This window comes from Streptomyces justiciae, assembly GCF_015163075.1.
Classification (GTDB): domain Bacteria; phylum Actinomycetota; class Actinomycetes; order Streptomycetales; family Streptomycetaceae; genus Streptomyces; species Streptomyces justiciae.
Genome location: NZ_JADDXU010000002.1, coordinates 263,481 through 290,292 on the forward strand (window position 1 = coordinate 263,481; position 26,812 = coordinate 290,292).

The following is a 26,812-nucleotide window of genomic DNA, read 5'->3' on the forward strand; positions in this document are numbered from 1 at the left end:
TGAGTCAAGGGTCCGGGACAGTTGACCTGATGAGCGGGCAGGAGCATCGACTGTTCACGCTGTCTTGACGTGTTCACTTCCGTCGCTAAGCATGCTGGAGAACTGATCGCTTCTGGTCGATTCTGTGTCTCCCCGTGCCTCGTGTCCCTTGCCCCGGAAGGGAGTTCCATGCCCCCGCGTCGACGCCGCACCGTCCGAGCGCTGGCCCCCACGATCCCTCTCGCACTCGCCACAGCCCTCCTCGCCACCCCCACCCCCGCCACAGCCGAGACCGCGCCCCTCCCCTCGGTGACCGTCCACATCGACCCCTCCTACCAGCAACAGAAGTTCGAGGGCTGGGGCACCAGCCTCGTCTGGTTCGCCAACGCCACCGGCGGCTACCCGGAGCCCATCCGAAGACGGCTCGTCGACATGCTGTTCGGTGAGGACGGGCTGAACCTCAACATCGCGCGCTACAACATCGGCGGCGGCAACGCCCCGGACGTCCGCAAGGACTACATGAAGGCCGGCGCGACGATGGAGGGCTTCTGGAAGGCGCCCGAGGGGATCACCCAGAAGGACATGGACTGGTGGAACCCGGATGATCCCGAGCACTGGGACTGGGACGCCGACGCGAATCAGCGCTGGTGGGTGGACCAGATCAAGGACAAGGTCACCACGTGGGAGGCGTTCAGCAACTCGCCGCCCTGGTTCCAGACGGTGAGCGGCTACGTCTCCGGCGGATTCAACTCCAGTGCCGACCAGATCCGCACCGACACCGTCGACGACTTCGCCACCTACCTCGTGCGCGTCGCCGAGCGGATCGAGCAGGAGCACGGGATCGACTTCGACACCATCGACCCGCTCAACGAACCCAACACCTCCTACTGGGGCACCCAGTTGGGTGCCGACGGACAGCCCACCGGGGGTCGGCAGGAAGGGGCCCACGCCGGGCCCGGACTCCAGCAGAAGGTCGTCCTCGCGCTCGACAAGACCCTGCAAGGGGCGACCACCGACGCCCGCGTGTCCGCCATGGACGAGACCAACCCCGGTATCTTCACCACCAATTGGAACGCCTACGGTGCCGACGCCCGCGCCGCCGTCGACCAGCTCAACGTGCACACGTACGGCACCGGCCAGCGCACCAGCGCCCGTGACATCGCCAAAGGCTCGGACAAACCCCTCTGGATGAGTGAGGTCGAGGGCACCTGGGGCACCGGTACCGACTTCACCGGCATGGAGCCGGGGCTCGGCATCGCCACCCGCATGGTCGACGACATGCGTGAACTGGAGCCCTCCGCCTGGGTGTTCTGGCAGCCGATCGAGGACTCCGTCCCGCAGGCCGCCGCCGGGAAGAACTGGGGCAGCATCCACGTCCCGTTCAACTGCACCGCCGACGACACCCTGGAGACCTGCCCGATCAAGGCCAACTCCAAGTTCCACACGATCCGAAACTTCACGCACTACATCCGGCCCGGCGACCACTTCGTCAAGGTCGACGACACGTCGAGTGTCGCCGCCGTCGCGGCCTCCGGCCGCTCCGCGACCGTCGTGCACGTCAACAGCGGTACGACCGCCCGCTCCGTGACCCTCGATCTCTCCCGATTCGGCAAGGTGAAGCCCGGAGCCACCGTCACGCCCGTCGTGACCAGCGCCGACGGCGCCCTCGTCGAAGGCGACCCCGTCCGTGTCACCGAGCGCTCCGCCACCCTCACCGTTCCCGCCAAGTCCGTCACCTCCTTCCTGATCGGAGGCGTCAGCGGTGTCGCCAAGGACGCGGCACTCGTGCAGCCGGACCACGTCTACCGGCTCCAGGGCGCCCAGAGCGGCAAGTCGCTCACCCCGGCGGACGACGGCAGCGGGGTCGTGCTCCGTACCACCGACGCAGGCAGTGCCCAACAGCTCTGGTCCGCCGAGAAGTTGACGCCCGGCACCGGCAACCGCACGCGCTACGCCCTCACCAGCCCCACCAACGGAAAGCAACTCGCCGTACGCGACAACCAGGCCGTCCTGGAGGAGCCGTCCGAAGACGACGCCGCCGCGCAGTGGATCATGTCGACCACCGGCGACGGCACCTGGACCTTCGTCAACGCCGCCACCGGCCGACTCCTCGACGTCACCGGGCAGTCGACGGCGGACGGCGCCAAGGTGTCGACGTACACGCCGACTTCGGCGGCGAACCAACGGTGGAACGTGACAGACGAAACCGTGCTGCGCACTGACAAGGCGAAGGTCTTCACCGTGCCGGGGCTTGCGCCGGTGCTTCCGGAGACTGTGACGCCCGTGTACCGGGACGGCAGCCGTGGATCGCTCCCGGTGGTGTGGGACGTACCCTCCGAGCGGGCCTGGCGGCATCCCGGCACCGTACGGGTGAGCGGTACCGCCACCGACCCGCTCGGCCGCGAGATCCCCGCCAAGGCGGTCGTCACCGTCGACACCATCGCCGCCACCCTTCCCGGACGCGCCAAGACCTACGTCGGCGGCAGCCCCACACTGCCGGACACCGTCGTCGGTGTCGGAACCCACGGCGGGCGGACCGATCTCCCGGTGGACTGGGACCCGGCGTCCGAAGGGGCGTACGACGCGACCGGCGTCGTCACTCTCCACGGCACCGCACACATCGTGGACGGCAGTACCGCGGCCGCCACCGTGCGCGTACAGGTCACCGAGCCGACGCGGGTCGACATCGCACCCGACGCCGATGTCTCGGCCACCTACACCGAGAGCGGCTACTCACCCGAACGGCTGCGCAACGGCGACACCACCGACAAGGCCTGGTCCAACTGGAGGTCGGGCACCAAGAACCCGTCCGACACGATCACTTTCACGCTGCCCGCGGCACGCGACCTGGACCGGGTCGTGGCGCACTTCTACAAGGACGGAGCCAACATCTCGTTCCCGGCGAGCCTCAAGGCTCAGGTGCGTGGCGCGGCAGACGGGACGTGGAGCGACGCGAGCGAAGAGATCGCCGTGGGGAGCGAGGGCACTCCGGTGGTCGAGGTGCCACTCCGGGCCGGTCCGGCCACCGGGGTGCGGCTGGTGATGACCGCCCGCTCCGGCGGCTACATCACGATGAGCGAGGTCGAGGTGTACGCCAAGGCTCCCGGCGTCTCCTCGGACGCCGCCGCCACGTCCGTGAAGGTCGGCGGGGTGCCGGTCGCCTCCTTCGATCCCGGCACGACCGACTACCGAGTGGTGACGGACGATCCCGCCCGGGCCGCTGTGACCGTGACCGCCCGCGATCCCTATGCGCGCGTGACGGTCGAGCGGGTCCGGGAGGGGCACCGGTACGTCGCGCTCGCCACCGTGACCAGTGAGGACGGGACGCGGACGACGACGTACCGGATCGAACTCGTGCGGCGCGGCTAGTCGAGCGTCGGCAGCCACACCCGCATCGTCGAAGGTCCGCGGTTCGCCCAGGAGTGGTACGGGACCAGCACGATGCGGGTGGGGTCACCGCCGGTCGCCCGGGCGCCGTCGAGTGGGTGGTACGGCCAGGGCGCGTCGGGCTGCGCGGTGATCTCGCCGGCGACCGCCACGGACCCGTCCTCGCCGTCCTCCGGGGCGGCCGACGGGTCCACCCGTATCGCGTCGACCTCTTGCTCGCCCGGGAGGTCCGTGGACTCGGCGCAGTACACCAGCGGGCCGCGTTGGACGGCGACCGTGCCCCGGATCGCGTCGATGCGCGGATCGGGGGTCAACCAGCGGGCCAAGACGGGGAGTTCGAGCCGGACCTCGTCGCCGGGGCGGAAGACACGAGTCACTTCGGCCGTGCCCGGCGCGACGGCCCGTCGGCTCCCGTCCGGGGCGGTCAGCCAGGTCTCCGTGCCCTGTGCCCACGCGGGGACTCGCAGCGAGAGGGTCCAGGGGTGGGCGGGCGCGCGGTCGATCCGGATCGTCACCCGTCCGTCGTACGGGTAGTCGGTGATGACGCGGAGCGCGATGCCGCCTGTGGTGATCTCCGCGTCGGCGTACTGGTGCAGTTGGATGCCGGAGCCGTCCGTCGTCGCCAGGTACGCGGGCAGCACCGCGAGCGTGCGCGCCACGTTGGTCGGGCAGCAGGACACCGCGAACCAGGGTGCGCGCAGGCTCGATTCGGCGCGCGGGCTGTCCGTGTCCGGCGGCGGGACGGTGCCGCGGCGCCGTCGGTGGAGGGTGTTGGCGTAGAAGAAGGAACGGCCGTCCTCGGACGGGGAGGCGGCGACGACGTTGAAGAGGGTGCGCTCGGCGAGGTCGGCGAAGCGGGGCTCGCCGGTGGCGAGGAGCAGGCGCCAGCTGAGCATCACGGAGGCGACACCGGCGCAGGTCTCCGAGTAGGCGCGGTCGGGCGGGAGGACGAAGTCGTCGCCGAAGGACTCGTCGCGGTGGTGCGAGCCCATGCCTCCCGTGAGATACGTGCGGCGGGCGACGGTGCTCTCCCACTGGCGTACGACCGCCGCGAGCAGTTCCTCGTCCCCGTTCTCCACGGCTACGTCGACGGCTCCCGAGGCGAGGTAGAGGGCGCGTACGGCGTGGCCGCGCAGGACCGTCGCGTCGCGTACGGGGATGTCGTCCTGGTAGTAGGCGCGGCCGAACTCGCCATCCGCCAGGGTGCCTTGGCCGCGACGGGCGATGAACAGGGCCGCCTGGTCCAGGTAGCGCTGCTCCCCCGTCAGCCGGGCGAGTTCGACCAGGGCCGTCTCGATCACCGGGTGTCCGCAGACGCTCTCGATGCCGCCCTTGCCGAACATCGCGCAGACGTGGTCGGCGGCCCGGCGGGCGGTCTTCGCCAGTTCGGCCTCGCCGCGGGCGCGGGCCTGGGCCACGCCCGCCTGGATCAAGTGGCCGTAGCAGTACAGCTCGTGGCCCCATTCGAGGTCGCTGTAGCGGGGCTGCTGACCGGGGCGGCCGTAGGCGGTGTTCAGGTAGCCGTCGGGTTCCTGGGCCGCGGCGATGGTGTCCTCGAGGGCCGGGTCAGCGGGGTGCCCGCGCTCCCAGGCCATCGCCTCCAGCAGCTTGTAGACGTCGGAGTCGGCGAACTCCCGTCCCCGCCGGTCGTGTTGGATGCGACCCTCGACGGCGGCCTTGAAGTTGCCGGTCCAGCCGACGCGTTCCTCCCAGTCTCGGCAGTGGTCGAGGGTGGCGGTGGCGTTCACGTGCCGGCGCCGGGCCCAGAAGCCGCCGCTGATCCTGACCTCGCCGAGGCCGAGCGGCCGCAGGCGTCCCCGGGTCGGTGCCACCGGCAGTACCGATGACGCCGTGGTGTTCTCCTTCACCCCATCATCCCTTCAGCGCACCCGACATGAACCCTCGTACGTAGTGCCGTTGCAGGAGCAGGAACACGAGGAGACAGGGCACGGCGAGGACCACCACGCCCGCCTCGGTGGCCCCGTAGTCGACGGCGCCCATGCTCTGTTGCCGCAGGTTGGCGACGGCGAGGGGCAGGGGCGCCTTCTCGCTGTCGGAGATGAGGATCAGGGGCGCGATGAAGTCGTTCCACGCGGCGAGGAAGGCGAACAGCCCGACCGTGATCAGCCCCGGCCGTACCGCCGGGAGCAGGACCCGGCGGAGCGCGCCCGCCGTGCCGCAGCCGTCGACGAGCGCCGACTCCTCCAGTTCGCGCGGGACCGCCTCGAAGGAGATCCGCATCATGAAGGTGGCGAAGGGGAGTTGGAACATGGCGAGGACGAGGCTCAGCCCGATCAGCGAGTTCTGCAGGTGCAGCCGCCCCAGCAGCACGTAGAGCGGGATGAGGAGGGTGGCGTACGGGACCATGAGGATGGCCAGCGTCAGCAGGAACAGGGCGTTCCTGCCGGGGAACCGGAAGCGGGCGAAGGCGTAGCCGCCGAGGAGGGAGACGCCGAGGGTCAGGGCTACGGTGAGGCCCGAGACGACGGTGCTGTTGAGGAGGTACCGCCACAGGCCGGCGTCGTAGTCCAGCAGGGTGCGGTAGTTGCCGAGACCGTAGCCGGAGTCCTGGGCAGTGCCGGGCTGTTCGCTGACCGAGGCCCAGGTGTTCCACAGCAAGGGGAACAGGAAGATGACGGCCAGGCCACCCGCGACGACGTGATAGGGGGTGCGGCCGAGCGTGGTGCGCATGCTGGAGTCCCTCCTCATGACTCGTCGGCGCGGTGAAGTCCGCGGAACTGGAGGACGTTGAGCAGGAGCAGCGCGGCCAGGACGAGGATGGACAGGGCCGCCGCGGTGCCGAGGTTCAGCCGCTGGAACGCCTCGCGGTAGATCAACTGCACGACGGTGACGGTGCTGTTGTCCGGTCCGCCCTTGGTGAGGACGAAGAACTGGTCGAAGGCGAGCAGCGATCCGGTCACGCACAGCAGCAACGACAGCGCCAGGGAGGGGCGGAGGAGCGGCAGCGTGATGCCGCGGAAGATCTGGCCCCGGCTCGCTCCGTCCATGCGGGCGGCCTCGTACAGCTCGTGCGGGACGCGTTGCAGGCCGACCAGCAGGATCAGCATGTAGAAGCCGGCGAACTTCCAGACGACCAGGAACACCGTGGAGAGCAGGGCGGAGGTCGGCGTGCCGAGGAAGGACACCGGGTCGTCGACCAGGCCGAGCTTTTCGAGGGTGCGGCTGAGCGGGCCGGTGGTGGGGCTGTAGAGGCCCCAGAAGAGCAGGGACGCGGAGGCCAGTCCGAGGGCGCCGGGCAGGAAGTAGACCGTGCGGAAGAACCCGGCGCCCGGGCGCGACTCCTGCACCAACAGGGCCAGCAGGAGCGCGAGTCCGAGGAGTACGACCGTGACGATCGCGGTGTAGAGGAGCGTGAAGCGGACGGCAGGCCAGAACAGCGTGCTGTCGGTGACATCGGTGAAGTTCTCGGGGGCGTTGCGGCCCTGGTCGCCCGCTATCAACGGCCAGTCGCTCAGGGACATCTGACCGACCAGCAGCAACGGCAGGACGAAGAAGACGGCTACGTACACGGCGGTCGGGGCCGCGTATCCGATCCCCTGGAGCGTGCGGGAGCGCCACAGGGGTCCGGTCGTACGAGGTCGGCGGGCCGGGCGGTCCTCCGGCCCGGCCCGGTGTGCGGCGGCCGTGCGGTCGGGCGCCTTCACCTGCATGGCTCTCCTTTCGGTAAGCCCGTCTGGTGTGCCCAGCTGGGCAGTTCGGTCGGCAAGCCCGTCAGCGGCGCTCAGTCGGCGAGTGACGCGCTGACCGCCTCGTTGTCCTTCTTCACGTTCGCCCCGTCGCCGAAGACGGCGTCGCGCATCAGCGTCAGCCAGGGCCCGTTGGGGTCGTTGAAGGTCTGGCCGAACTTCAGGGCGTACGGTGTGTGTCCGTCGGACACGAGCTGGTTGATGGTGACCAGGCGCGGGTCGGCGTCGGAGTACTTGTTGGACGCGAGGTCGGTGCGCGCCACCACGTCCTTGTGCGCGGCGACCACGTCGACCTGGGCCTTGTCGCCCACGGACCAGGCGAGGAAGTTCCAGGCCTGGTCGGTCTTCTTGCTGGTGGCGGCGATGCCGATGGAGTCCCCGCCGACGAAGGTTGCCTTGCCGCCGTCCGGTCCGGGGATCGGCGCCACCCCGAGGTCGAGGTCCTTGGGCATCAGGCCGAGGGTGGTGGACGGCATGGGCATCACGCCGACCTTGCCCTTGGGGAAGACGCCGGTCCAGGTCGCGCCGGTCTCGTCGCGGGCGCCGGGGGCGACGATGTCGTCGTCGACCCAGCGTCGGTAGGTGTCGTAGACCTTCCGCGCGGTGGGCGAGTCGAGGGTCGCCGCGGTGCCGTCCTTGTTCAGTACGTCCTCGCCCGCGGCCCAGATGGACGGCCACCAGGTGAAGACCCCGCAGCCGCCGCAATTGCCGCCGAAGAAGGTGCCGTTGACGTCCCCGCCGAGCGCGTCCACGGCCCGCGCCTGCCGGTCCCACTCGGCGAGGGTGGTGGGCGGCTTCTCGGGGTCGAGTTCCGCCTTGCGGTACAGGTCCTTGTTGTAGAACAGCACCGACAGATCGAGGGTGTGCGGGACGACGTACTTCTTGCCCTCGTACGTACCGGCCTTGATGTGCGACTGGGCCAGCTTGTCGGCGAAGGGGAGGCCGTCGATACGGTCGGTGAGGTCGGCGAAGAGCCCGCTGGAGGTGTAGTTCGGCACGAACACGACGTCCGAGGCGAACAGGTCCGGCAGGTCGCGGGAGCCGGCCGCGGCGCCGACCTTGGCCTGGTAGTCGTCGGTGGGGATGACGGTGAGTTCGACCTTGTTCTTGTGGCTGTCGTTGTATGCCTTGACCAGCGCCTCGCTCTGCGGACGGGTCGCCGCCCGGGTCCACATGGTGAGCGTGGACCCGTCGTCGACGCCGTTCGCGTTCGCGGCGGAGCCGCCGCCCCCTCCCCCGTCGTCCTTGCCGTCCTCCCCCGACCCGCAGGCGGTCAGCAGGCCGGCCGTGGCCAGCAACGCGACGGCCGTGGTGACGAGGCGGCGAACGGGCCCGTGCGATCCAGTCGGGCTCCCCATGACGATCTCCCTCCGTGACACGCACCGGGAAGAAACAGGCCGAAAAGGCTTTCGTCAAGCTAGAGCCGAGCTGAAAGCCCGTCAATCCCCCGCGCAGGAACAGAGTTTCAGGTGTGCACCGAAAGTTGTCGCGTACGGTTTAGGGACGCGACGTGAGACAGGAGACCCTCATGACACCTGCCCCCGGCCCGGCCCGCTCGCACACCGCCACGCTCTCCGACGTCGCCCGGCTGGCAGGCGTGTCCGTCGCCACCGCCTCCAAGGCCCTCAACGGGCGCAGCCAGGTGCGCGCCGAGACCCGGCAGCGGGTGATCGAGGCGGCCGAGCGGCTGTCGTTCCGCCCCAACCAGCTGGCCCGGGGCCTGCTCGCGGGGCGGACCGGCACGGTCGGGCTGCTCACCAGCGACCTGGAGGGCCGGTTCAGCATCCCGATCCTCATGGGCGCCGAGGACGCGTTCGGCGCGGGCGAGGTGGCGGTGTTCCTGTGTGACGCCCGCGGTGACGCGATCCGTGAACAGCACCATGTGCGGGCCCTGTTGGGGCGCCGGGTAGACGGTCTGATCGTGGTGGGCAGCCGGACCGATCCGCGGCCGTCGCTGGGCCGGGGCCTGGGGGTGCCGGTCGTGTACGCCTACGCGCCGTCGGACGATCCGGAGGATCTGTCGATCGTGCCGGACAACGTGGACGCCGGGCGGATCGCGGTGGAGCATCTGCTGGCCTGCGGCCGGACGCGGATCGCGCACATCACCGGCGACCCCGGGTACGCGGCGGCGCACGACCGGGTCACGGGGGCGCGGGCCGCGCTCGCCGACGACGGGCTCTCCCTGGTCGGCGAACCCCGGTTCGGGGACTGGTCGGAGGGGTGGGGGCGGGCCGCGGTCACGCTGCTGCTCGACCAGCACCCCGAGGTCGACGCCGTGCTGTGCGGCAACGACCAGATCGCCCGGGGCGCGGTGGACGTGCTGCGCGAACGCGGACTGCGGGTGCCGGAGGACGTGGCGGTCATGGGCTTCGACAACTGGCAGGTGATGACGTCCGGTTGCCGGCCACTGCTCACCAGCGTGGACATGAATCTGGAGCAGGTGGGGCGGGCCGCGGCGAAGGCCCTGTTCGGCGCGATCGCCGGCGCCCCGCGCCCGGCGGTGGAGGCGCTGCCCTGCCGGGTGGTGATCCGGGGGTCCACGGCCCACCTGTCGTGAATCGCCCGCTGCGCGAACTCACCTCCCATCCACCGCCCTTGACACCCCATCAGCTCGCTCCTACGTTGCGAAAACCTTTTAGGTTCGTTTCAGAGCCGTCGTTTCAGCAAAGGGGAGCCCGATGCGAAGACGAACAGAGTCCGGCTTACAGCGCCTCCTGGTGGTCCTGGCCCTCCTGATCGGTTCCGTCCTCACCGCGACGCCGGCGGCGCAGGCCGCGCAGACCATCGGTTTCCCCACCTTCAGCGGCCCCGCGATCCCCGCGCCGCCGGTCGCGCAGACGCCGGGCGACATGATGCGCGCGATCTACGACGCCGAGAGCTCGGGCACCGACTTCTGGATGGACCGTCTGCTCGCCCGCACCGGCAACGACCCGGCCGGCAGCTGGTTGATGAGCCGTGGGCGGGCGTTGTTCATGAAGACCCATGACCCGGCGGTGCTCGGCTTCGGCGGCCATGTCGCCTACTCGGAGAGCGTCAACGACAACAACGCCTACACGGTGGCGATCTCCCCGGGCACCTTCACCGAACAGGTCGCCCAGCGGCGGCAGACGCCCAGCCACTGGAAGAGCGTCCACACCAGCGGCATCATCTCGGTCGAGCAGACCAAGTTCATCACCGACAACAACGTGGCGGTCACCAACCTGGCGATCAAGAACAACGGCAGCAGCTCGACCACCCTGCAACTCCGGGCCACTTCGCCGTACGCCACGACCGGCAGCGGCAGCGAGCTGACCGGCCAGGTGAACGCGTACAACAACCTCACCACCCTCCGCCCCCGGCTCACCGGCGACGGCTTCTCGGTCACCAACGGCGGCCTGAACCGGTCCGTGACCATCGCGGCCGGAGCGACCGTGACGACCAAGGTGGTGATGGGCTTCGTCACCAACGAGATCCCCGCGTCGCTCACCGAGTACAACGCCTACGCCGGCTACTCCCCCGCGACCGCGTTCGCCACCCACGTGCGGGCGTACAACCTGTGGTGGGCGCAGAACGTGCCCTACATCGACGTGCCCGAGCCGGCGATCAAGAAGAACATCTACTACCGCTGGTGGCTGATGCGCTTCAACAACCTCGACGCGGACATCCCGGGGCAGACCTTCCAGTTCCCGACCTCCGTCGAGGGCGCCCTCGGCTACAACAACGCGATCGCGCTGACCCAGCCGATGCACATCGACGACCTCAAGTACCTGCGCAACCCGGCCTACGCGTACGGCGACTGGCTGAGCGTCGGCCAGACGTCCAAGGGTGCCCGGTTCCTCGACAACCCCGGCGATCCGGAGAACTGGTCCAACAGCTACACCCAGTACATCGCCGAGGCGGCCTGGAGGAGCTACCAGATCCACGGCGGCCAACCCGCCATCGCCGGCCAGCTGGCGCACTACGCCGAGGGCGATGTGAAGGGCCAACTCGCCTACTACGACCACGACAACAACAAGCTCATCGAGTACGACTGGGGCGCGCTGACCGGCAACGACGCCGACGCCGTCTCCTTCCACTGGAAACCCGGCACCATGGACCGCGCCGAGTCCGCCTACCAGTACAGCGGCGCGCTCGCCGCCGCGCAGGCCTACGAGGCGACCGGCAACACCGCCAAGGCCACGGAGATGCGCACGCTGGCGACACAGATCAAGGACGCCATCGTCAACGTCCTGTGGAACCCGAACCGGCAGTTGTTCGAGCACCGGCTCAAGTCGACCAACGAATGGGTGCCTTGGAAGGAGATCAACAACTACTACCCGTTCTCGGTCGGCGCGATCCCCGACACCGACACCTACAAGCAGGCGTTGCGGCTGTACGACGACCCGGCGCAGTACCCGGTGTTCCCGTTCTACACCGCCAACCAGGTCGACAAGCAGGCGGCGGCCGACGCCGGGAACCCCGGCTCCAACAACTTCTCGACCATCAACTCCACGGTCCAGTTCCGGCTGTACTCCTCGGTGCTGCGCAACTACCCCAACTCCTGGATGAGCGCGACCGACTACAAGAAGCTCCTGTACTGGAACACCTGGGCGCAGTACATCGGCGGCAACACGCAGTGGCCGGACGCCAACGAGTTCTGGGCGGACTGGAACGGCAGCTCGATCGATTACCGCTCCTGGATCCACCACAACATCCTGGGCAGCAGCAACTGGACGGTCATCGAGGACGTGGCGGGGCTCAGGCCGCGCAACGACGCCAAGGTGGAGCTCTCCCCGATCAACATCGGCTGGGACCACTTCACCGTCAACAACCTGCGCTACCGGGGCGCCGACCTGTCGATCGTCTGGGACGACCCGGCCGACGGCGTGGTCCGCTACCCGGGCATCCCCGAGGGCTACTCGATCTACGTCAACGGCAACCGCGTCGCCACCGTCAACTCGCTGGTCCCCCTGACCTGGGACCCGGCCACGGGTGACGTCACCACCAGCGGCACGGTCACGCACCACATCGCGGTGCCCGGCCTCAAGGCCCCCAACCAGGTCGTGCAGGACAGTCCCCGCATGGTCGACATGCTCGCGAAGGCCGGCGTCGACCTGACCGCCGACCTGACCGACCTGGCCGCCGGCGCGACCGTGTCCGCGTCCTACACCGGCTCCGGCAGCAGCGCGGCCGGAGCGGTCGACGGCTATCCCACCAACGAACCGTTCTGGGGTGCGGGCGGCTCCGCCAACAGCCAGGACTGGTACGAGCTGAACCTCGGCAGTGCCCGGACACTCAACGAGGTGCGCCTGTACTTCAAGGACAGCCGCCCCGCGAGCACCACCTACCGGGCCCCTTCCTCATACACCATCCAGTACTACAACGGCAGTTCATGGGTGAGCGTGCCGAGCCAGACCAAGAGTCCGGCCGTGCCGCGCGCCAACTACAACCTGGTGCAGTTCCCGGCGATCAGCGCGCAGCGGGTCCGGGTCCTCGCCACCAACGCCTCCGGCGCCAAGACGGGCCTGACCGAGGTGAAGATCTACAACCGGGGCGGGGTGCAGCCACCGGCCAACCAGGCGACGTCCGCGACGCCGTCCGCCTCGTACACCTCCCCCTGGGAGGCCGTCACCGCGATCAACGACGGCATCGATCCGCCCTCGTCCAACGACACCGTCAACCCGCGCTGGGGCACCTGGCCGGAAACGGGCCAGCAGTGGGCGGAGTTGACCTGGCCGACCGCCAGGACGCTGAACAAGGCCGACGTCTACTTCTTCGACGACGACCAGGGCATCGACATGCCGTCCGCCTGGAAACTCCAGTACTGGAACGGCAGTTCCTACGTCGACGTCCCGGGCGCGAGCGCGTACTCGCTCACCAAGAACCAGTACAACAGCGTCACGTTCACCGCGACGAGCACCACCCGGCTACGGGTGCTGCTCACCAGCAACGGCTCGAACTCCGTCGGCCTCCTGGAAGCAAAGGTGTACGGCCCGTGACCCGTTCCCGCTGTCTCTCCGCGCTCATCGCCCTGCTCACGCTCGCGGTCGCCTTCCTGGTGGCGCCGCCGACCGCTGCCGCCGCCGTCGCGTTCACGTCGACCGGGGTGAACCAGAACGGCGGCAACTGCCTGGACCTGCCCGGCGGTTCGACCACGGCCGGGGCACAGCTCCGCGCCTTCACCTGCGGTTCCGGCGCCAACCAGAGCTTCGGCTTCACGCCGGTCTCCGGGACGACCGACGTCTACACGATCACCACCCAGTCCGGCCAGTGCGTCGACGTGTACGGCGCCTCGACCGCCGACAACGCCGCGATCATCCAGTGGCCCTGCCACGGCGGCACCAACCAGCAGTGGCGGCTGGCGCCGGTCTCGGTGAGCGGCACCGACAGGACCTTCAACCTGGTCGCCGTCAGCTCGGGCAAGTGCGCGACGCCGAGCGGGGGTTCGTCGGCGTCGAACACCAACCTGGTGCAGCTGCCGTGCAGTTCGACGAACGGCAGGGTGTGGCGGCTGCCCGCGTTCACCGGCGACGCGGCGAAGACGTACACCAACCCACTCTCCCAGCACGGCCCCGACCCCTGGCTGACGTACTACGACGGCTACTACTACCTCGCCACGACCACCTGGAACTCCACGATCACCATGCGCAAGTCGAGCACCCTCGCCGGGCTCGCGACCGCCACCGACCAGGTGATCTTCAACCTGACCCGGCCCAACGGGGCGGGCACCATGTGGGCGCCGGAATTCCATCTGCTGGACGGGCCGAACGGCAAGCGGTGGTACTTCTACTACACGGCCGGGCGGGAGCCGTACGACCTCGGCACCCAGCGCATCCACGTGCTGGAGAGCGCGGGCCTGGACCCGATGGGCCCCTACAGCTTCAAGGCCGACCTGCTCGACCCGACGCAGGACAACACCTGGGAGCTGGACCCGAGCATCCTCCAGATCAACGGGCAGCTGTATCTGCTGGGCACCTTCTACAACGGCTCGCAGCCGATGTTCATCCGTCCGCTGTCCAACCCGTGGACCGCGAGCGGCACCCGGCGCGTCCTGTCCACGCCGACGTACAGCTGGGAGACGGTGGGCGGCGCGGTCAACGAGGGGGCGGAGGTGCTCCAGCGCAACGGGAAGACGTTCATCGTCTACTCGGCCAGCCACTGCTCCACGCCCGACTACAAGCTGGGCATGCTCACCTACAACGGCGGTGACCCGCTCAGCTCCTCGTCCTGGGTGAAGTCGCCGAACCCGGTGTTCCAGCGGTCCAACGCCAACGGCGTGTACGGGCCCGGCCACAACGGCTTCTTCAAGTCGCCGGACGGAACGGAGGACTGGATCGTCTACCACGCCAACAACTCCACCAGCGGCGGCTGCGACATGAACCGGACGACCAGGGCGCAGAAGTTCACCTGGAACGCGGACGGCACGCCGAACTTCGGCACACCGGTGGCCCTGGGCGTCCCGTTGGCCGCGCCGTCCGGGGAGTAGGTTCGGGCGGACTCCTGAACGCGCTCACCGAGGGACGTGATGTCAGCCATGACCACCACGCCGGAACAGCCAGTTGTCGTCACCGGCGCCACAGGTCGCCTCGGTGGGCGCGTCGCCCGCCTCCTGGCCGAGCGGGGCACGGCCCAGCGGCTCCTGGTGCGCAGCCCGGACCGGGCACCCGCGCTCCCCGGTGCCACCGCGGTCCGGGCCGAGTACGCCGATCACGACGCGGTCGTCCGCGGGCTCGACGGTGCCGGCACCGTGTTCATGGTGTCGGCGTCGGAGAGCGCGGACCGGCTCGCACAGCACAAGGCGTTCGTGGACGCCGCCGTCGCGGCCGGAGTACGGCACCTGGTCTACGTCTCCTTCTTCGGCGCGGCCCCCGACGCCACGTTCACGCTGGCCCGCGACCACTTCCACACCGAGGAGCACATCCGCACGACCGGGCTGGCGTACACGTTCCTGCGGGACAACATGTACGCCGACTTCGTGCCGGCCCTGGTCGGCGAGGACGGCGTCATCCGGGGCCCGGCCGGTGACGGGCGGGCGGCGTTCGTCTCCCAGGACGACATCGCGGAGGCCGCCGCGGCGATCCTGGCCCGGCCGGACGACCACGCCGGTGCCGTGTACGACCTCACGGGTCCGGAGTCCCTGTCGCTGGCGGAGGCCGCGGCGATCCTCACCGAGGTCCGGGGCCGCGCGGTCACCTATCACCCCGAGACGGTCGAGGAGGCGTACGCCTCCCGCGCCTCCTACGGCGCCCCGCCCTGGCAGCTCGACGCCTGGGTGTCGACGTACACGGCGATCGCGGCCGGTGAACTCGACGGGGTCGGCGACGCCGTGCCCCGCCTCACCGGCCGGCCCGCCACGACTCTCGCGGACGTCGTCCGGTCGGCGGAGGGCTGAACTCCGCCGCTGGCGGGAAATGGCCGGATCTGCCGTCGTGACGCGACGGAACCCTTCAACCCGTAGCCAGAGCGCGATCGGTGATCGATGATGAGCGCTCCGTGCGACTTGAAGAAGGGTTCCGCCCGATGAACGTCAGAATCCAGCCCACCGCCCAGGTCGACGAGACGGCCACGATCGGCGACGGGACGACGGTCTGGGACCTGGCCCAGATCCGGGAGGACGCCCGGCTGGGCGGCGGATGCATCGTGGGCCGGGGCGCGTACGTCGGCCCGGGCGTACGGATCGGCGACAACGTCAAGCTGCAGAACTACGCGTTGGTGTACGAACCGGCGGTGCTCGCGGACGGGGTGTTCGTCGGCCCGGCGGCCGTGTTCACCAACGACTACTTCCCCCGTTCCGTGGACACCGAGGGGAAGCTGAAGCGCGGCGGTGACTGGGAGGCCGTGGCAGTCACCGTGGCCGAAGGGGCGTCCATCGGGGCGCGTTCGGTCTGTGTCGCACCGGTCCACATCGGTCGTTGGGCGTTGGTCGCGGCGGGGGCCGTGGTGACCAAGGACGTCCCCGACTTCGCACTCGTGGCGGGTGTGCCGGCGCGCCGGATCGGCTGGGTCGGGCGGGCCGGCGTACGCCTGGCGGAGCGCGAACCGGGCACGTGGGAGTGCCCGGAGACGGGCTCGCTGTACGACGAGAAGGACGGCGAACTCGTCGAGCGCGCATGACTCCTGTTTCCAGCCGTTCCCAACTGTTTCCCTCAAAGGCCAAATCCTCGAACATCTACAGGCATAACATGTGTGCGAAGTGTGCAGACCATGCACAATGACCGCACAAGCCAGTAGTGCCCAGGGGGGGTTACGGGGTGGTGGGGACACCTGTGTCCGCGTCCAGGAGTGACAGCCGCTCCGGCGCCTGACGTCTGCCTTCCGTCGTAGGCCGATTTTGGCCCGACGTTTCACCAGTCTGTCCACAACAGGGCCCACAGGGGGGTTGGTGTGTCCCAAAGATGACCATGTCACGTCTGGCCGCGCTCGGTCGTGAGGAACCGTCGCTGCTCGCACTCGCCCAACGGCTGCTCACCGTGGCGGAGTTGGGCCTGCCGGCGATGCTGCTGCCCGGCAAGGAGGCCTTCGCCTTCACCATGGCCGGGCGACGGGCACCGGACGGTTCCTGGGCCCTGGACCGGCGCGGGACCAGCACCCGGTACGCGGCCATCACCGCGCTCGGCGTGCGATTCCTGCCCGAGGACCGGCAGCGGGCGGCGCTCGGCGGGCGCACCGCCCAGGAGTTCACGGGCCTGCTCGTGGAGTCCCTGCCCGGGGTGACCAACCTCGGGGACGCGGCGCTCATCGCCTGGGCCGCCGCCGAGACCGGGCACCCGAAGCTGTCCGACGCGCTCGCGCGGGTCGAGGCGCTGGACGCGTACGACAAGCCGCAGTACACCGTCGAGGCGGCCTGGGTGCTCTCCGCCTACGCGGCGGCCCGTGACACGGTCGATGTGGAGAGACGTTTCACCTCCGCGCGTGACCGGCTGCTGAAGGCCCGCATCGGCACCGGTCCGCTGTTCCCGCACGCGACCGCGCCAGGGCTGCTGCCCTGGTACCGGGCGCATGTCAGCTGCTTCGCCGACCAGACGTATCCGCTCCAGGCCCTGGCCCTCGCGCACGCGAGCGGCGACGGGGACGCCGAGGCGCTCGCCGCGTCCGAGGCCTGTGCGCAGCGGATCTGCGCACTGCAGGGTGACGGCGGGCAGTGGTGGTGGCACTACGACGCGCGCACCGGCGGTGTCATCGAGGGCTACCCGGTCTACAGCGTCCACCAGCACGCGATGGCGCCGACCGCGCTGTTCGATCTCACCGACGCGGGCGGCAGCGACTTCGGCGCGGCGATCCGCAAGGGTCTGCGCTGGATGACGGAGGTGTCCGAGTTCTCCGAACACCCGGACGTCCGCGAGCCGTTGATCCTCGACGAGCTCGGTGTGACCTGGCGCAAGGTCTACCGGGGTGATCCGAAGAAGGCCGTCCGTGCCGTCCGGGGACTGACCACCCGGGCCCTTCCCGGGCTGCGGCTCGCGTCCCTGGACCGGGTGTACCGGCCGCTGTCGGTGGACCGCGAGTGCCGGCCGTACGAGTTCGGCTGGATGCTCCACGCCTGGCAGGGGGGCCGGATATGAGCGGGCGTCAGACGCTGTTCGGGGTCGAGCTGGACCCGTTGACCATGGACCAGACCGTCGAGCGCTGCCTCGAAGCGGTGCGGGACGGCAGGCAGTTGGAGATCGGCGTGGTCAACGCCGCGAAGCTGGTCAACATGCGGCGGGACGAGCGGCTCGCCACGGCGGTGTCCGGCTGCGATCTGGTCCTCGCCGACGGACAGGCCGTGGTCTGGGCCGGGCGGGTGCTGAAGGCCCCGCTGCCGGAGCGGGTGGCGGGGATCGACCTGTTCCTGCGGCTGCTGGCCGAGGCGGAGACGGCGGGCATGTCGGTGTACTTCCTCGGCGCCAAGGAGGAGGTGCTGGAGGAGATGGTGCGCCGGGTGGCCGCACGTTTCCCCGGCCTGAAGGTGGCCGGCCGGCGCAACGGCTACTTCGACGACTCCGAGCAGGCGGCGATCGCCGATGCGATCGCCGAGAGCGGCGCCCAGATGCTCTTCCTTGGCATGACCTCGCCGAAGAAGGAGATCTTCACCGCCGCGTACGGCGAACGCACCGGCGCCCGTGTGGTGCACGGCGTCGGCGGCTCCTTCGACATCCTGGCCGGGATCACCAAGCGGGCCCCGGCCGCCTGGCAGCGCTGGGGCCTGGAATGGCTCTACCGCGTGCTGCAAGAGCCGCGTCGTCTGGGCCGGCGCTACCTCACCACCAATGCTGCCTTCCTTCTCATGACGGCGCGCGAGCGTTTCCGGCTCACCCCGTCGACCGCTCCCGCGAACAGGAGTCACTGATGCGTGTCGTCGTGGTGGGACAGGGATACGTCGGACTGCCGCTGGCCATCCGGGCCGCCGAGGTCGGACACGAGGTGATCGGGTACGACGTCGACGCGCGCCGGATCAAGAGCCTTGCCGCCGGTGAGTCCTTCGTGGAGGACGTCTCCTCCGAGCGCATCCGCGCGGCGCTGGACAACGGCACCTACCGCGCGAGCGAGTCGGCCCGCGACTGCGGCGGTTTCGACGTCGCCGTCGTGACGGTGCCGACCCCGCTGCACGAGGGCACCCCCGACCTGCGGTACATCAAGGAGTCGGCGGTCACCCTCGGCCGCTATCTGCGCCCCGGCGCCACGGTGATCCTGGAGTCGACCACCTATCCCGGCACCACCCAGGAGCTGTTCGCGCCGCTCCTGGAGGAGGGTTCGGGCCTCGCCGCGGGCACCGACTTCCATCTGGGGTACAGCCCGGAGCGGATCGACCCGGGCAACACGGTGTGGGGCTTCAAGGAGACGCCGAAGGTCGTCTCCGGCGTGAACGAGGCCTCCCTGAAGGCGGTCGAGGGCTTCTACGCCCAACTCGTCGACACCACCGTGCCGGTGAGCTCGCCGAAGGAGGCCGAGCTCGCCAAGCTCCTTGAGAACACCTTCCGGCATGTGAACATCGCGCTGGTCAACGAGATCGCGATGTTCGCGCACCATCTGGACATCGACGTGTGGCAGGCCATCGAGGCCGCGTCCAGCAAGCCGTTCGGCTTCATGAAGTTCACGCCGGGACCGGGAGTCGGCGGGCACTGCCTGCCCATCGACCCGTCCTATCTGTCCTGGCGGGTGCAGCGCGAACTCGGCCAGAGCTTCCGGTTCGTGGAGCTGGCCAACGACATCAACAGCCACATGCCGGAGTACGTGACCCGGCGCATCACCGACCTGTTCAACGCCAGACGAAGATCCGTCAACGGCTCGCGCATCCTGCTGCTCGGTCTGGCCTACAAGAAGAACACCGGTGACGCCCGCGAGTCGCCCGCCCTGCGCATCTCCCAACTCCTCCTCGACATGGGGGCCCAGGTCCGAGCCGCCGACCCGCATGTCGTCGAGAGCCTCCCGGTGGACGCCCGGCTGGTCCGGGTCGAACCGGACGCGGAGGAGCTGGCCGCCGCCGACGTGGTGGTCCTGCTCACCGACCACGACGGCTTCGACTACGAACTCGTCGCCGAACAGGCCCCGTTCGTCCTCGACTGCCGTCGCCGCCTGACCCCCGGACCCACGATCGAGGTGCTCTGAACCATGCCGCGGATCGTCTGCGTCGCCGGGGCCCGCCCCAACTACATGAAGATCAAACCGGTGATGGACGCCCTGGAGCGCCGCGGCGCCGAGGTGCTCCTCGTCCACACCGGCCAGCACTACGACCCGGCCATGAACGACGTGTTCTTCGCCGACCTCGGCATCCGGCCGCCCGACCGCTTCCTCGGCGTCGGCTCCGGCAGCCACGCCGAGCAGACCGGACGCGTGATGACCGCGTTCGAGCCGCTGCTGGAGGAGGTCTCCCCGGACATCGTCGTCGTGGTCGGCGACATCAACTCCACGCTCGCCTGCGCCCTGGTCACCGCCAAGGCGGGACCGCTGCTCGCGCATGTCGAGTCCGGGCTGCGCAGCCGGGACTGGAGCATGCCGGAGGAGGTCAACCGGGTCGCCACCGACCGGGTCAGCGACTATCTGCTGGCCCCCTCCCCCGACGCCGTAGACAACCTGCGGGCGGAGGGGTACCGGGAGGACCAGATCCATCTCGTCGGCAACGTCATGATCGACACGCTGCTGGCCAACCTGGAGCGGGCCCGCGCCTCCGACGTCCTGGACCGATTCGGCCTGACCCGGGGCGAGTTCGGCCTGGTGACCCTGCACCGCCCGGCCAACGTGGACGACCCCGAAGTGCTCGCGGGGCTCCTCAAGGCTCTCGGCGAGATCGCCGGCCGCTGCCCGCTGGTGCTGCCCGTGCATCCCCGCGCGGCCGGCAAGCTGGCCGAGCTCGGTGTTCCCGGTGGCATCCAACTCGTACCGCCTGCCGGGTACTTGGACTTCATCGCGTTGCAGGACGCGGCCCGTGTCGTACTCACGGACTCGGGCGGTGTGCAGGAGGAGACCACCGCACTCGGGGTGCCGTGTGTGACGCTGCGGGACAACACCGAGCGGCCCATCACCGTCGAGCAGGGCACCAATGTGCTGGCCGGGCGCGATCCCGCGCGGATCGTGGCCACCGTGAACGGCGTCCTGGACGCCCCGCCCGCACCGCGCCGGCCCGAACTCTGGGACGGCAGGGCCAGCGAACGCATCGCCGAGGTGCTGGTGAAGGGAGGCTCCTCGAGCACCCGGCCGAGACCCACCGATCAACCGAGACCCACGGACCGAACGCTCCCCATATGATCCGCTTGCAACATATGCTCGTCGAACATCTGGTCACTAGGGGGGACCATGGATCTCGCGGAGATCTTCCGTGTCATGCGCAGGCGTTGGTACGTCCTGCTGCCGGGGCTGTTGCTGACCGCAGGCCTGGTCTTCGGTGTGACCCGGGTGGTTCACGTGACCTACCAGTCGCAGAGCACGGTGGTGCTGCTGAACTCGCAGAAGGCGACGCTGGCTTACGACGGCAACCCCTTCCTCAGCACCCAGACCTCGCTCACCGGCATGGCCGACAGTCTGGCGCGCAACCTCAACTCCGACGACTCGCTCCGGGAGCTCAAGTCCCGTGGCGCGAAGGGGACGTTCGAGGCGAAGCTCGCCGACAACGCGCAGGGGCCGCTGCTCTGGCTGACCGTCACCGGCACCGACAAGGCGTCCGTCCTGTCCTCGGACAAGATCCTCACGGCCTACGCCAAGGAGCGGCTGGAGGAGTTCCAGCAGGACCAGTCGGTCGCCTCGAAGGCCATGATCCGCATGACGACGATCGTGGCCCCGCAGACCCCGGTGGCGCAGACCAAGACCCGGCTCGAGTACATGATCATGGCGGGCGGCGCGGGGCTGGTGCTCAGCCTGGTCGCCGTCTTCTACGTGGAGGCGCGCAGGCGGCCGCGGCAGCCCGACGCACCGGCGGAAGAAGAGCCGGAGTCCGCGATCGACGTGCCGGTCGTGGAGGAGACGCTCGCCATCCGCAGGCCGCCGAGCTGGTCGCAGTCCACCGGGAACGAGCGGACCGCCGCCCAGCCCGAAGAACCACGGCCCGTGATGGCCGGTGCATCCGCCGCAGAGCCGCGCGACGAGGAGTCGACCCATGGACATCGCCCGCGCACCGGACAGCGCGACCGGTGAGACGAGCGACGCGCCGGCTCCCCCAGCTCCCTCCCTCGGCCGCAAGGTCCGTTCGGCGGCCCGCTGGAGCCTGATCAACACCGTCGTCCTGCGGCTGGGCAACTTCGCGACCGGTATCGTCCTGGCCCGCTTCGCCCTCGGCCCCGCCGAGTGGGGCGTGTACGGCATCGCCCAGACTGTGCTGCTGGTCCTGCTGTCCGCGAACGAACTGGGCGTGGGCCTGGCCATCGTGCGCTGGGAGGGCGACGCGCGCCGGTTCGCGCCGACCGTGCTGACCCTGAGCACCCTCTCCAGCGGTCTGCTGTACGTGGCCCTGTTCGCGTCCGCACCCACGGTGGCCGGTCTGCTGGACTCGCCGGACGCGACGGGCGTGCTGCGGGTGATGTGCCTGTGCGTGCTCATCGACGGCGTGGCCCAGGTGCCGGGCGGCTTCCTCACCCGTGAGTTCGCCCAGGGCAAGCGGATGATCATCGACGGCCTCAACTTCGTCGTCGCCACCGGCGTGACCCTGGCCCTGGCCTTCGCGGACTGGGGCGCGATGAGCTTCGCCGTGGGGGCCGTCGCCGGGAACGTGGTGACGCTCATCGGCTGCGCGCTGGCCGCGCCGGGCACCCTGAAGTACGGCTGGAACCCCGAACAGGCCCGGGCGCTCCTGCGGTTCGGGCTGCCGCTCGCCGGGGCGAGCATGCTGGCGCTCGCGGTCGTCAACGTCGACACCATGGTGGTCGGCGCGACACTGGGCAACATCTCGCTGGGTTTCTACGTGCTCGCCTTCAACATCTCCGGCTGGCCCGTGCGGATCATCTCCGAGGCCGCCCGCCGGGTCTCCTTCGCCGGCTTCTCCCGCCTCGCCGACTCACCACAGGCCCTCGCCCAGGGCTTCAGCCGCGCCCTCGGCGTCCTGATGACCGGCACCGTCCCGCTGTGCGTCCTGCTGGCCGGCCTCGCGGAACCCGTCATCCGGCTGATCTACGGCGACCAGTGGGCGCCCGCCGCCGCGGCCCTGCCGTGGCTGATGGCCCTCGGCCTGATCCGCATCGGCAGCGAACTCGCCTACGACTGTCTCGTCGCGGTCGGCCAGCGCCGCTCGCTCTTCCTGGTGCAGGGCCTGTGGCTGGTCGCCCTCATCCCCGTACTGCTCGTCGCCGCCCGTCTGAACGGCACCGCCGGGGTCGCCCAGGGCCATGTCCTGGTCGCCGGCGGCCTGGTGGCGCCCGTGTTCCTGATCGCCCTCGGCCGGGGCGGCATCGGCGTCGCCCTGATCGCCCGGGCCTGCGCGTGGCCCTTCCTCGGCGGGGCCGTCATGGCGGCGGTCATCCTCGGCCTGGAGCCCCGGCTCGGGGACGGCCGGCTCGCCCTTCTCGCCATCGGCACGATCGCCCTGGCCGGCTACACGGTGTGCGTCCTGCCCAGCCGCGGCTTCCTGCGCGGCGTCGACCCCGGCGACCGGCCCCACCGCGGCCGGCACCGGGCGACCGCACCGGTCCGGTCTCCCCAACAGGACTTGAGGTGACCCGGATGTCACGGCCCACCAGCCGACGCTCACTCCAGGGGCTGCTGCTCGCGGCCTTACTGACGGTCGCGAGCGCGGCCTGCTCGGGATCGGACGAGCCCACGTCGGCGGGCTGCCCGAAAGACAGTCCGTCCTGCCGTACGAGCGCCTCCCCCACGGCGTCGAGCGCCACGCCCTCGGCCGAGATCGGCGAGGCGACGGGAACCCCGGCCGCCTCGTCGCCGCCGTCCTCCGCTTCCGCCTCCACCTCCGCGACACCCTCGGAGACAGGCTCCGGGACCGGCACGCCCGCGGCGCGGACCGGCTGCGCCTCCCCCGGCGCCTGCGGCTTCCCCGACGCCCGCACCACCGGCCCCCGCACCCGCCTGACCCCCAAGAAGACCGGCTACAAGACCATCCGCACCGACGGCACGGTCATCCGGGGCCAGGACATCACCGGCTCCCTCGACATCTACGCGAACAACGTCACCATCATCGACACCAAGATCACCTCGGACAGCTGGTGGGGCATCAACCTGCGCCCGGGCTTCAGCGGGCTGCGGGTCCTGCACTCCACCATCACCGCCGTACCCGGCACCGGCCCGGACAACGGGGGTGTGGACTACGCGGTGTCGAACATGGGCGGCAGCTCCATCGAGGTCGGCTGGTGCAACATATCGGTGTTCGGGGACGCCCTGTCCATGGGGCAGGGCAACATCCATGACAACTACGTCCACGACATCGAGCCGTTCGTGAACCTCGGCGGCGAGTGGCAGCACACCAACGCGGTGATCAGCGGCGGCGGCAACACCGGGCACCTCACCATCCGCCACAACACGCTGCTGAACGAGACCAGCCTCAAGCAGGGCGCCTCGGGCAGCATCGGCCTGTTCGCGGACGTCGGCGTGGTCCGCAACGTCACCGTCGACGACAACTGGATCGCCGGCGGCGCGTACGCCCTCTACGGCGGTTCCACGGGCGCCACGGGGATCAAGGTCACCGACAACATCTTCTCGACGGAGTTCCATCCCGCCTCGGGCGGCTACGGCGTCGTCGCGCACTGGAACGAGAAGGGTGCGGGGAACGTGTGGCGCAACAACCGGCTGTCCGACGGCCGTCTGGTCACCCCGGAGCCCGCCTCGTGAGGCGCGTCGCGCGGATGCCGTGGACGCTGCTCAAGGCGGTGTTCGGCTGGCTGGTGCTCTTCGAGGCCAGGAACAAGGTCCTGCTGGCGCCTTCCGCGGTGCGGCTGCGCCGGATCGAGGACGCCGAGGTGCGGCGGCTGTCGGCCGACCTGCCGTCACCGCCCTCCGCGCTGGTCGCCACCGTGATCGCCACCCACCGGCGCCCCGACGCCCTGCGCGCCGCCGTCCGCTCCGCCCTGGACCAGACCGTGCGCGACCACGTCGTGATCGTGGTCGACGACGGCGCCGGACTCCCCGAACTCCCGGACGACCCACGGCTGTTCGCCGTCTCCCTGTCCCGCAACACGGGCGTGGCCGGCGTCGTGCGCAACGTCGGCATCCGGCTCACGCGTTCGCGGTACGTCGCCTTCCTCGACGACGACAACCTGTGGGAACCCGACCATCTGGAACGCGCGTTGGCGGCCCTGGAGTCCGCCGACGCGCCCGCCGGCGTCTACACGGCACTGCGCCGCGTCCTGCCGGACGGCAGCGAGAAGGACATCCTGTCGGTCCCGTACGACCGACACCGCGCCGCCCGCGAATCCTTCCTCGACACCAACGCCTTCGTCGCCCGCCGCACCCGCTCCCTGCACTTCAGCCGCCTGCGCCGCACCCCGGAGGTGCTGCCCCGGGAGGACTGGGAGCTCATCCACCGGTACGCCCGACGACACCGGGTGCGCCATGTGCCGCACCCGACCGTGCGGTACCTCGTGAACCCCGCCAGCTTCTACACGGACTGGTGACGGCCCGTGCCCTCCACTCCTCCTACCGTTCCGCTCCGACCTCAGGTGGTTGCCCCGATGCCCCGATCCCGCGCCCTCAGAAACAAGTTCGTCGACGCACCCGGCTCGCTGGGCGAACGGATGCGTGTCGCCCGCTGGGAGCGGTTCCGGCGCTGCTTCCCCGGCATCGAGGGCATGCGGGTCGTGGATCTCGGCGGCACGGCCGAGATGTGGCTGCGGGCGCCGGTGCGGGCCAAGCACGTCCACCTGATCAACCTGGAGGCACATCCCGCCGACCTGCCCGGCTGGATCACCGCGGAGAACGCCGACGTCACCGACCCGGAGGTCGCCGCCGAGCTGAGCGCCCAGGGCGGCTACGACCTGGTGTTCTCCAACTCGACCATCGAGCACGTCGGCGGCCACAGCCAGCGGCAGAAGTTCGTCGCCGCGGTCGAGCAACTCGCCCCGCTGCACTGGATCCAGACGCCGTACCGCTACTTCCCCGTCGAGCCGCACTTCGTGGCACCCGGCTTCCAGTTCCTGCCGCTGGCCGCCCGGGCCCGCCTCGTCCGGCGCTGGCCGCTGGTCCACAGCCGCCCCGACAGCCCCGAGTCGGCCATGAACGCCGTGATCAACATCGAGCTGCTGACCCGCACCGAGATGCGCTACCTGTTCCCCCGGTCGGTGCTGCTCAGCGAGCGGGTGCTCGGCGCCCCCAAGTCGCTCATCGCCGTGAGAACGGAGACCGCATGCTGAACAACCTGGTCAACAGACATGACGCGGACCGGCTCCTGCGCAAGGTGCGCAAACTCGAACTCAACCCCGTACTGGCCAAATTGCGGGTACGGGGCGGAGCCCGGGTCGTCCAGCACTGGTCCCAGGTCGACCCGTCACTGACCGAGTGGTGGGCGATCCCCTCGGTGATCAAGCGGTGGAACCTGCTGATGACCGGGGACGCGGAGGTGCCCTTCCCGCAGTACGTCGCCGCCAAGCACTTCGCGCCGCGCACCGATCTGCGGGGGCTGTCGCTGGGCTGCGGGACCGGCGGCAACGAGCTGCTGTGGGCGAAGACCGGCGCGTTCTCCCTGCTGGAGGGGGTGGACGTGGCGCCGGAACGGATCGGGTTCGCGACCCGGACCGCCGCGGAGGAGGGGCTGGCCGACGTCCTGCGCTTCCGGGTCACCGACGTCAATCAGATGACCGCGGACGGCGAACGCTTCGACGTGCTGCTCGGGTTGCAGTCCCTGCACCACTTCGACAACCTCGACGAGACGCTGCCCCGTCTTGCTCAGCTCATCGAGCCGGACGGGCTGTTCGTGATCGACGAGTTCGTGGGACCGACGCGCTTCCAGTGGACCGACGCGCAGCTCGACGCGGCGAACGCGCTTCTCGCGCGCCTTCCCGAGGAGCGGCGGCGGTTGGCGGACGGGCGGATCAAGCGGCGGGTCGTGCGGCCCAGTCGGATGTCGATGGTGCTGGACGATCCGTCGGAGGCGGTGGACGCGGCGGCGTTGCTGCCGGGGTTGCGGCGGGAGTTCGAGGTCGTGGAGGAACGGCCGTACGGGGGGACGGTGTTGCACATCGCGTTCTCCGGGATCGCCCACAACTTCCGGGATGGGGCGCCGGAGACGTTGGAGTTGCTGGAGCGGTGTTTTGCTGCGGAGGACGCTGCGCTTCCTGAGGTGGGGCATGACTTCGTTGCGATGGTGTGCCGACGTCGGCCGTAGTCGTCTGCGGGTGGGTGGGGGCTGGTCGCGCAGTTCCCCGCGCCCCTTA

General features: G+C 70.0%; 20 protein-coding genes. 16 read left to right on the top strand and 4 right to left on the bottom strand.

From position 1 onward, the window contains the following. The first annotated feature begins 168 nt into the window (after positions 1–168). Complete coding sequence (locus IQ210_RS05350) at positions 169–3,348, top strand: RICIN domain-containing protein (RefSeq protein WP_194077560.1); 3,180 nt, start codon at positions 169–171, stop codon at positions 3,346–3,348. Here IQ210_RS05350 and IQ210_RS05355 read toward each other — a convergent pair. The 4 genes from IQ210_RS05355 to IQ210_RS05370 all read right to left on the bottom strand — a co-directional run bounded on the left by IQ210_RS05355 (position 3,345) and on the right by IQ210_RS05370 (position 8,431). Next, positions 3,345–5,234, bottom strand: a complete 1,890-nt coding sequence (locus IQ210_RS05355) for a glycoside hydrolase family 127 protein (RefSeq protein ID WP_194077562.1) — start codon at positions 5,232–5,234, stop codon at positions 3,345–3,347. The genes IQ210_RS05350 and IQ210_RS05355 overlap by 4 nt on opposite strands. Before the next feature lie 4 nt (positions 5,235–5,238). Continuing rightward, positions 5,239–6,057 (bottom strand): carbohydrate ABC transporter permease, encoded by an 819-nt coding sequence (locus IQ210_RS05360; protein WP_194077565.1) that lies wholly within the window; start codon positions 6,055–6,057, stop codon positions 5,239–5,241. A 14-nt stretch (positions 6,058–6,071) separates the two neighbouring features. Then, entirely contained in the window at positions 6,072–7,037 is a 966-nt protein-coding gene (locus IQ210_RS05365; protein WP_194077567.1) for a carbohydrate ABC transporter permease, read from the bottom strand. 71 nt (positions 7,038–7,108) lie between these two features. Then, positions 7,109–8,431, bottom strand: coding sequence for an ABC transporter substrate-binding protein (locus tag IQ210_RS05370; RefSeq protein WP_194077569.1), 1,323 nt, complete (start codon positions 8,429–8,431; stop codon positions 7,109–7,111). 170 nt (positions 8,432–8,601) lie between these two features. On the opposite strand from IQ210_RS05370, the gene IQ210_RS05375 reads away from it, so the two are divergent. The 15 genes from IQ210_RS05375 (at position 8,602) to IQ210_RS05445 (ending at position 26,763) form a co-directional block, all read left to right on the top strand. After that, complete coding sequence (locus IQ210_RS05375) at positions 8,602–9,630, top strand: LacI family DNA-binding transcriptional regulator (protein WP_194077571.1); 1,029 nt, start codon at positions 8,602–8,604, stop codon at positions 9,628–9,630. 121 nt (positions 9,631–9,751) lie between these two features. Then, positions 9,752–13,030, top strand: a complete 3,279-nt coding sequence (locus tag IQ210_RS05380) for a discoidin domain-containing protein (protein WP_194077572.1) — start codon at positions 9,752–9,754, stop codon at positions 13,028–13,030. After that, a complete protein-coding gene (locus IQ210_RS05385) occupies positions 13,027–14,517 on the top strand; it encodes a family 43 glycosylhydrolase (RefSeq protein ID WP_194077573.1) in 1,491 nt (496 codons plus the stop codon). Before IQ210_RS05380 ends, IQ210_RS05385 begins: the two co-directional genes overlap by 4 nt. A 39-nt stretch (positions 14,518–14,556) precedes the next feature. After that, the gene (locus IQ210_RS05390; RefSeq protein ID WP_194077574.1) at positions 14,557–15,423 is read left to right on the top strand and encodes an SDR family oxidoreductase; all 867 of its coding nucleotides are present in this window, start codon (positions 14,557–14,559) and stop codon (positions 15,421–15,423) included. A gap of 128 nt (positions 15,424–15,551) precedes the next feature. Then, complete coding sequence (locus IQ210_RS05395; protein WP_194077575.1) at positions 15,552–16,145, top strand: acyltransferase; 594 nt, start codon at positions 15,552–15,554, stop codon at positions 16,143–16,145. 281 nt (positions 16,146–16,426) lie between these two features. Then, positions 16,427–17,593, top strand: coding sequence for a hypothetical protein (locus tag IQ210_RS05400; protein WP_194077576.1), 1,167 nt, complete (start codon positions 16,427–16,429; stop codon positions 17,591–17,593). After that, on the top strand, positions 17,590–18,360 hold the full coding sequence (locus IQ210_RS05405) for a WecB/TagA/CpsF family glycosyltransferase (protein ID WP_194077579.1): 771 nt from the start codon (positions 17,590–17,592) through the stop codon (positions 18,358–18,360). Before IQ210_RS05400 ends, IQ210_RS05405 begins: the two co-directional genes overlap by 4 nt. Next, on the top strand, positions 18,360–19,619 hold the full coding sequence (locus tag IQ210_RS05410) for a nucleotide sugar dehydrogenase (protein WP_194077589.1): 1,260 nt from the start codon (positions 18,360–18,362) through the stop codon (positions 19,617–19,619). Before IQ210_RS05405 ends, IQ210_RS05410 begins: the two co-directional genes overlap by 1 nt. A 3-nt stretch (positions 19,620–19,622) precedes the next feature. After that, positions 19,623–20,756, top strand: a complete 1,134-nt coding sequence (wecB, locus tag IQ210_RS05415) for a non-hydrolyzing UDP-N-acetylglucosamine 2-epimerase (protein ID WP_194077591.1) — start codon at positions 19,623–19,625, stop codon at positions 20,754–20,756. 48 nt (positions 20,757–20,804) lie between these two features. Further along, positions 20,805–21,638 (top strand): YveK family protein, encoded by an 834-nt coding sequence (locus IQ210_RS05420; protein ID WP_194077593.1) that lies wholly within the window; start codon positions 20,805–20,807, stop codon positions 21,636–21,638. Next, entirely contained in the window at positions 21,601–23,151 is a 1,551-nt protein-coding gene (locus IQ210_RS05425; RefSeq protein WP_194077595.1) for an oligosaccharide flippase family protein, read from the top strand. The genes IQ210_RS05420 and IQ210_RS05425 overlap by 38 nt, the downstream gene beginning before the upstream one ends. A 5-nt stretch (positions 23,152–23,156) precedes the next feature. Next, positions 23,157–24,275 (top strand): right-handed parallel beta-helix repeat-containing protein, encoded by a 1,119-nt coding sequence (locus IQ210_RS05430; RefSeq protein ID WP_228047049.1) that lies wholly within the window; start codon positions 23,157–23,159, stop codon positions 24,273–24,275. Next, positions 24,272–25,057: a glycosyltransferase family 2 protein gene (locus tag IQ210_RS05435; RefSeq protein WP_322656313.1), complete on the top strand. Its 786-nt coding sequence runs from the start codon at positions 24,272–24,274 to the stop codon at positions 25,055–25,057. The genes IQ210_RS05430 and IQ210_RS05435 overlap by 4 nt, the downstream gene beginning before the upstream one ends. A 57-nt stretch (positions 25,058–25,114) precedes the next feature. Further along, positions 25,115–25,792 carry a class I SAM-dependent methyltransferase gene (locus tag IQ210_RS05440; RefSeq protein ID WP_194077600.1) on the top strand — a complete coding sequence of 226 codons (678 nt, stop codon included), beginning with the start codon at positions 25,115–25,117 and terminating at the stop codon, positions 25,790–25,792. Continuing rightward, positions 25,786–26,763 carry an SAM-dependent methyltransferase gene (locus IQ210_RS05445; RefSeq protein ID WP_194077602.1) on the top strand — a complete coding sequence of 326 codons (978 nt, stop codon included), beginning with the start codon at positions 25,786–25,788 and terminating at the stop codon, positions 26,761–26,763. The genes IQ210_RS05440 and IQ210_RS05445 overlap by 7 nt, the downstream gene beginning before the upstream one ends. Positions 26,764–26,812 lie beyond the last annotated feature (49 nt).

Excerpts from the sequence above, each read along its gene's own strand:
- IQ210_RS05365 (WP_194077567.1), bottom strand. The coding sequence starts at position 7,037 with ATGCAGGTGAAGGCGCCCGACCGCACGGCCGCCGCACACCGGGCCGGG.
- IQ210_RS05440 (WP_194077600.1), top strand. The coding sequence starts at position 25,115 with ATGCCCCGATCCCGCGCCCTCAGAAACAAGTTCGTCGACGCACCCGGC.
- IQ210_RS05370 (WP_194077569.1), bottom strand. The coding sequence starts at position 8,431 with ATGGGGAGCCCGACTGGATCGCACGGGCCCGTTCGCCGCCTCGTCACC.
- IQ210_RS05380 (WP_194077572.1), top strand. The coding sequence starts at position 9,752 with ATGCGAAGACGAACAGAGTCCGGCTTACAGCGCCTCCTGGTGGTCCTG.
- IQ210_RS05420 (WP_194077593.1), top strand. The coding sequence starts at position 20,805 with ATGGATCTCGCGGAGATCTTCCGTGTCATGCGCAGGCGTTGGTACGTC.
- IQ210_RS05390 (WP_194077574.1), top strand. The coding sequence starts at position 14,557 with ATGTCAGCCATGACCACCACGCCGGAACAGCCAGTTGTCGTCACCGGC.
- IQ210_RS05445 (WP_194077602.1), top strand. The coding sequence starts at position 25,786 with ATGCTGAACAACCTGGTCAACAGACATGACGCGGACCGGCTCCTGCGC.
- wecB (WP_194077591.1), top strand. The coding sequence starts at position 19,623 with ATGCCGCGGATCGTCTGCGTCGCCGGGGCCCGCCCCAACTACATGAAG.
- IQ210_RS05400 (WP_194077576.1), top strand. The coding sequence starts at position 16,427 with ATGACCATGTCACGTCTGGCCGCGCTCGGTCGTGAGGAACCGTCGCTG.
- IQ210_RS05430 (WP_228047049.1), top strand. The coding sequence starts at position 23,157 with ATGTCACGGCCCACCAGCCGACGCTCACTCCAGGGGCTGCTGCTCGCG.
- IQ210_RS05395 (WP_194077575.1), top strand. The coding sequence starts at position 15,552 with ATGAACGTCAGAATCCAGCCCACCGCCCAGGTCGACGAGACGGCCACG.
- IQ210_RS05410 (WP_194077589.1), top strand. The coding sequence starts at position 18,360 with ATGCGTGTCGTCGTGGTGGGACAGGGATACGTCGGACTGCCGCTGGCC.
- IQ210_RS05350 (WP_194077560.1), top strand. The coding sequence starts at position 169 with ATGCCCCCGCGTCGACGCCGCACCGTCCGAGCGCTGGCCCCCACGATC.
- IQ210_RS05375 (WP_194077571.1), top strand. The coding sequence starts at position 8,602 with ATGACACCTGCCCCCGGCCCGGCCCGCTCGCACACCGCCACGCTCTCC.
- IQ210_RS05425 (WP_194077595.1), top strand. The coding sequence starts at position 21,601 with ATGGACATCGCCCGCGCACCGGACAGCGCGACCGGTGAGACGAGCGAC.
- IQ210_RS05360 (WP_194077565.1), bottom strand. The coding sequence starts at position 6,057 with ATGCGCACCACGCTCGGCCGCACCCCCTATCACGTCGTCGCGGGTGGC.
- IQ210_RS05405 (WP_194077579.1), top strand. The coding sequence starts at position 17,590 with ATGAGCGGGCGTCAGACGCTGTTCGGGGTCGAGCTGGACCCGTTGACC.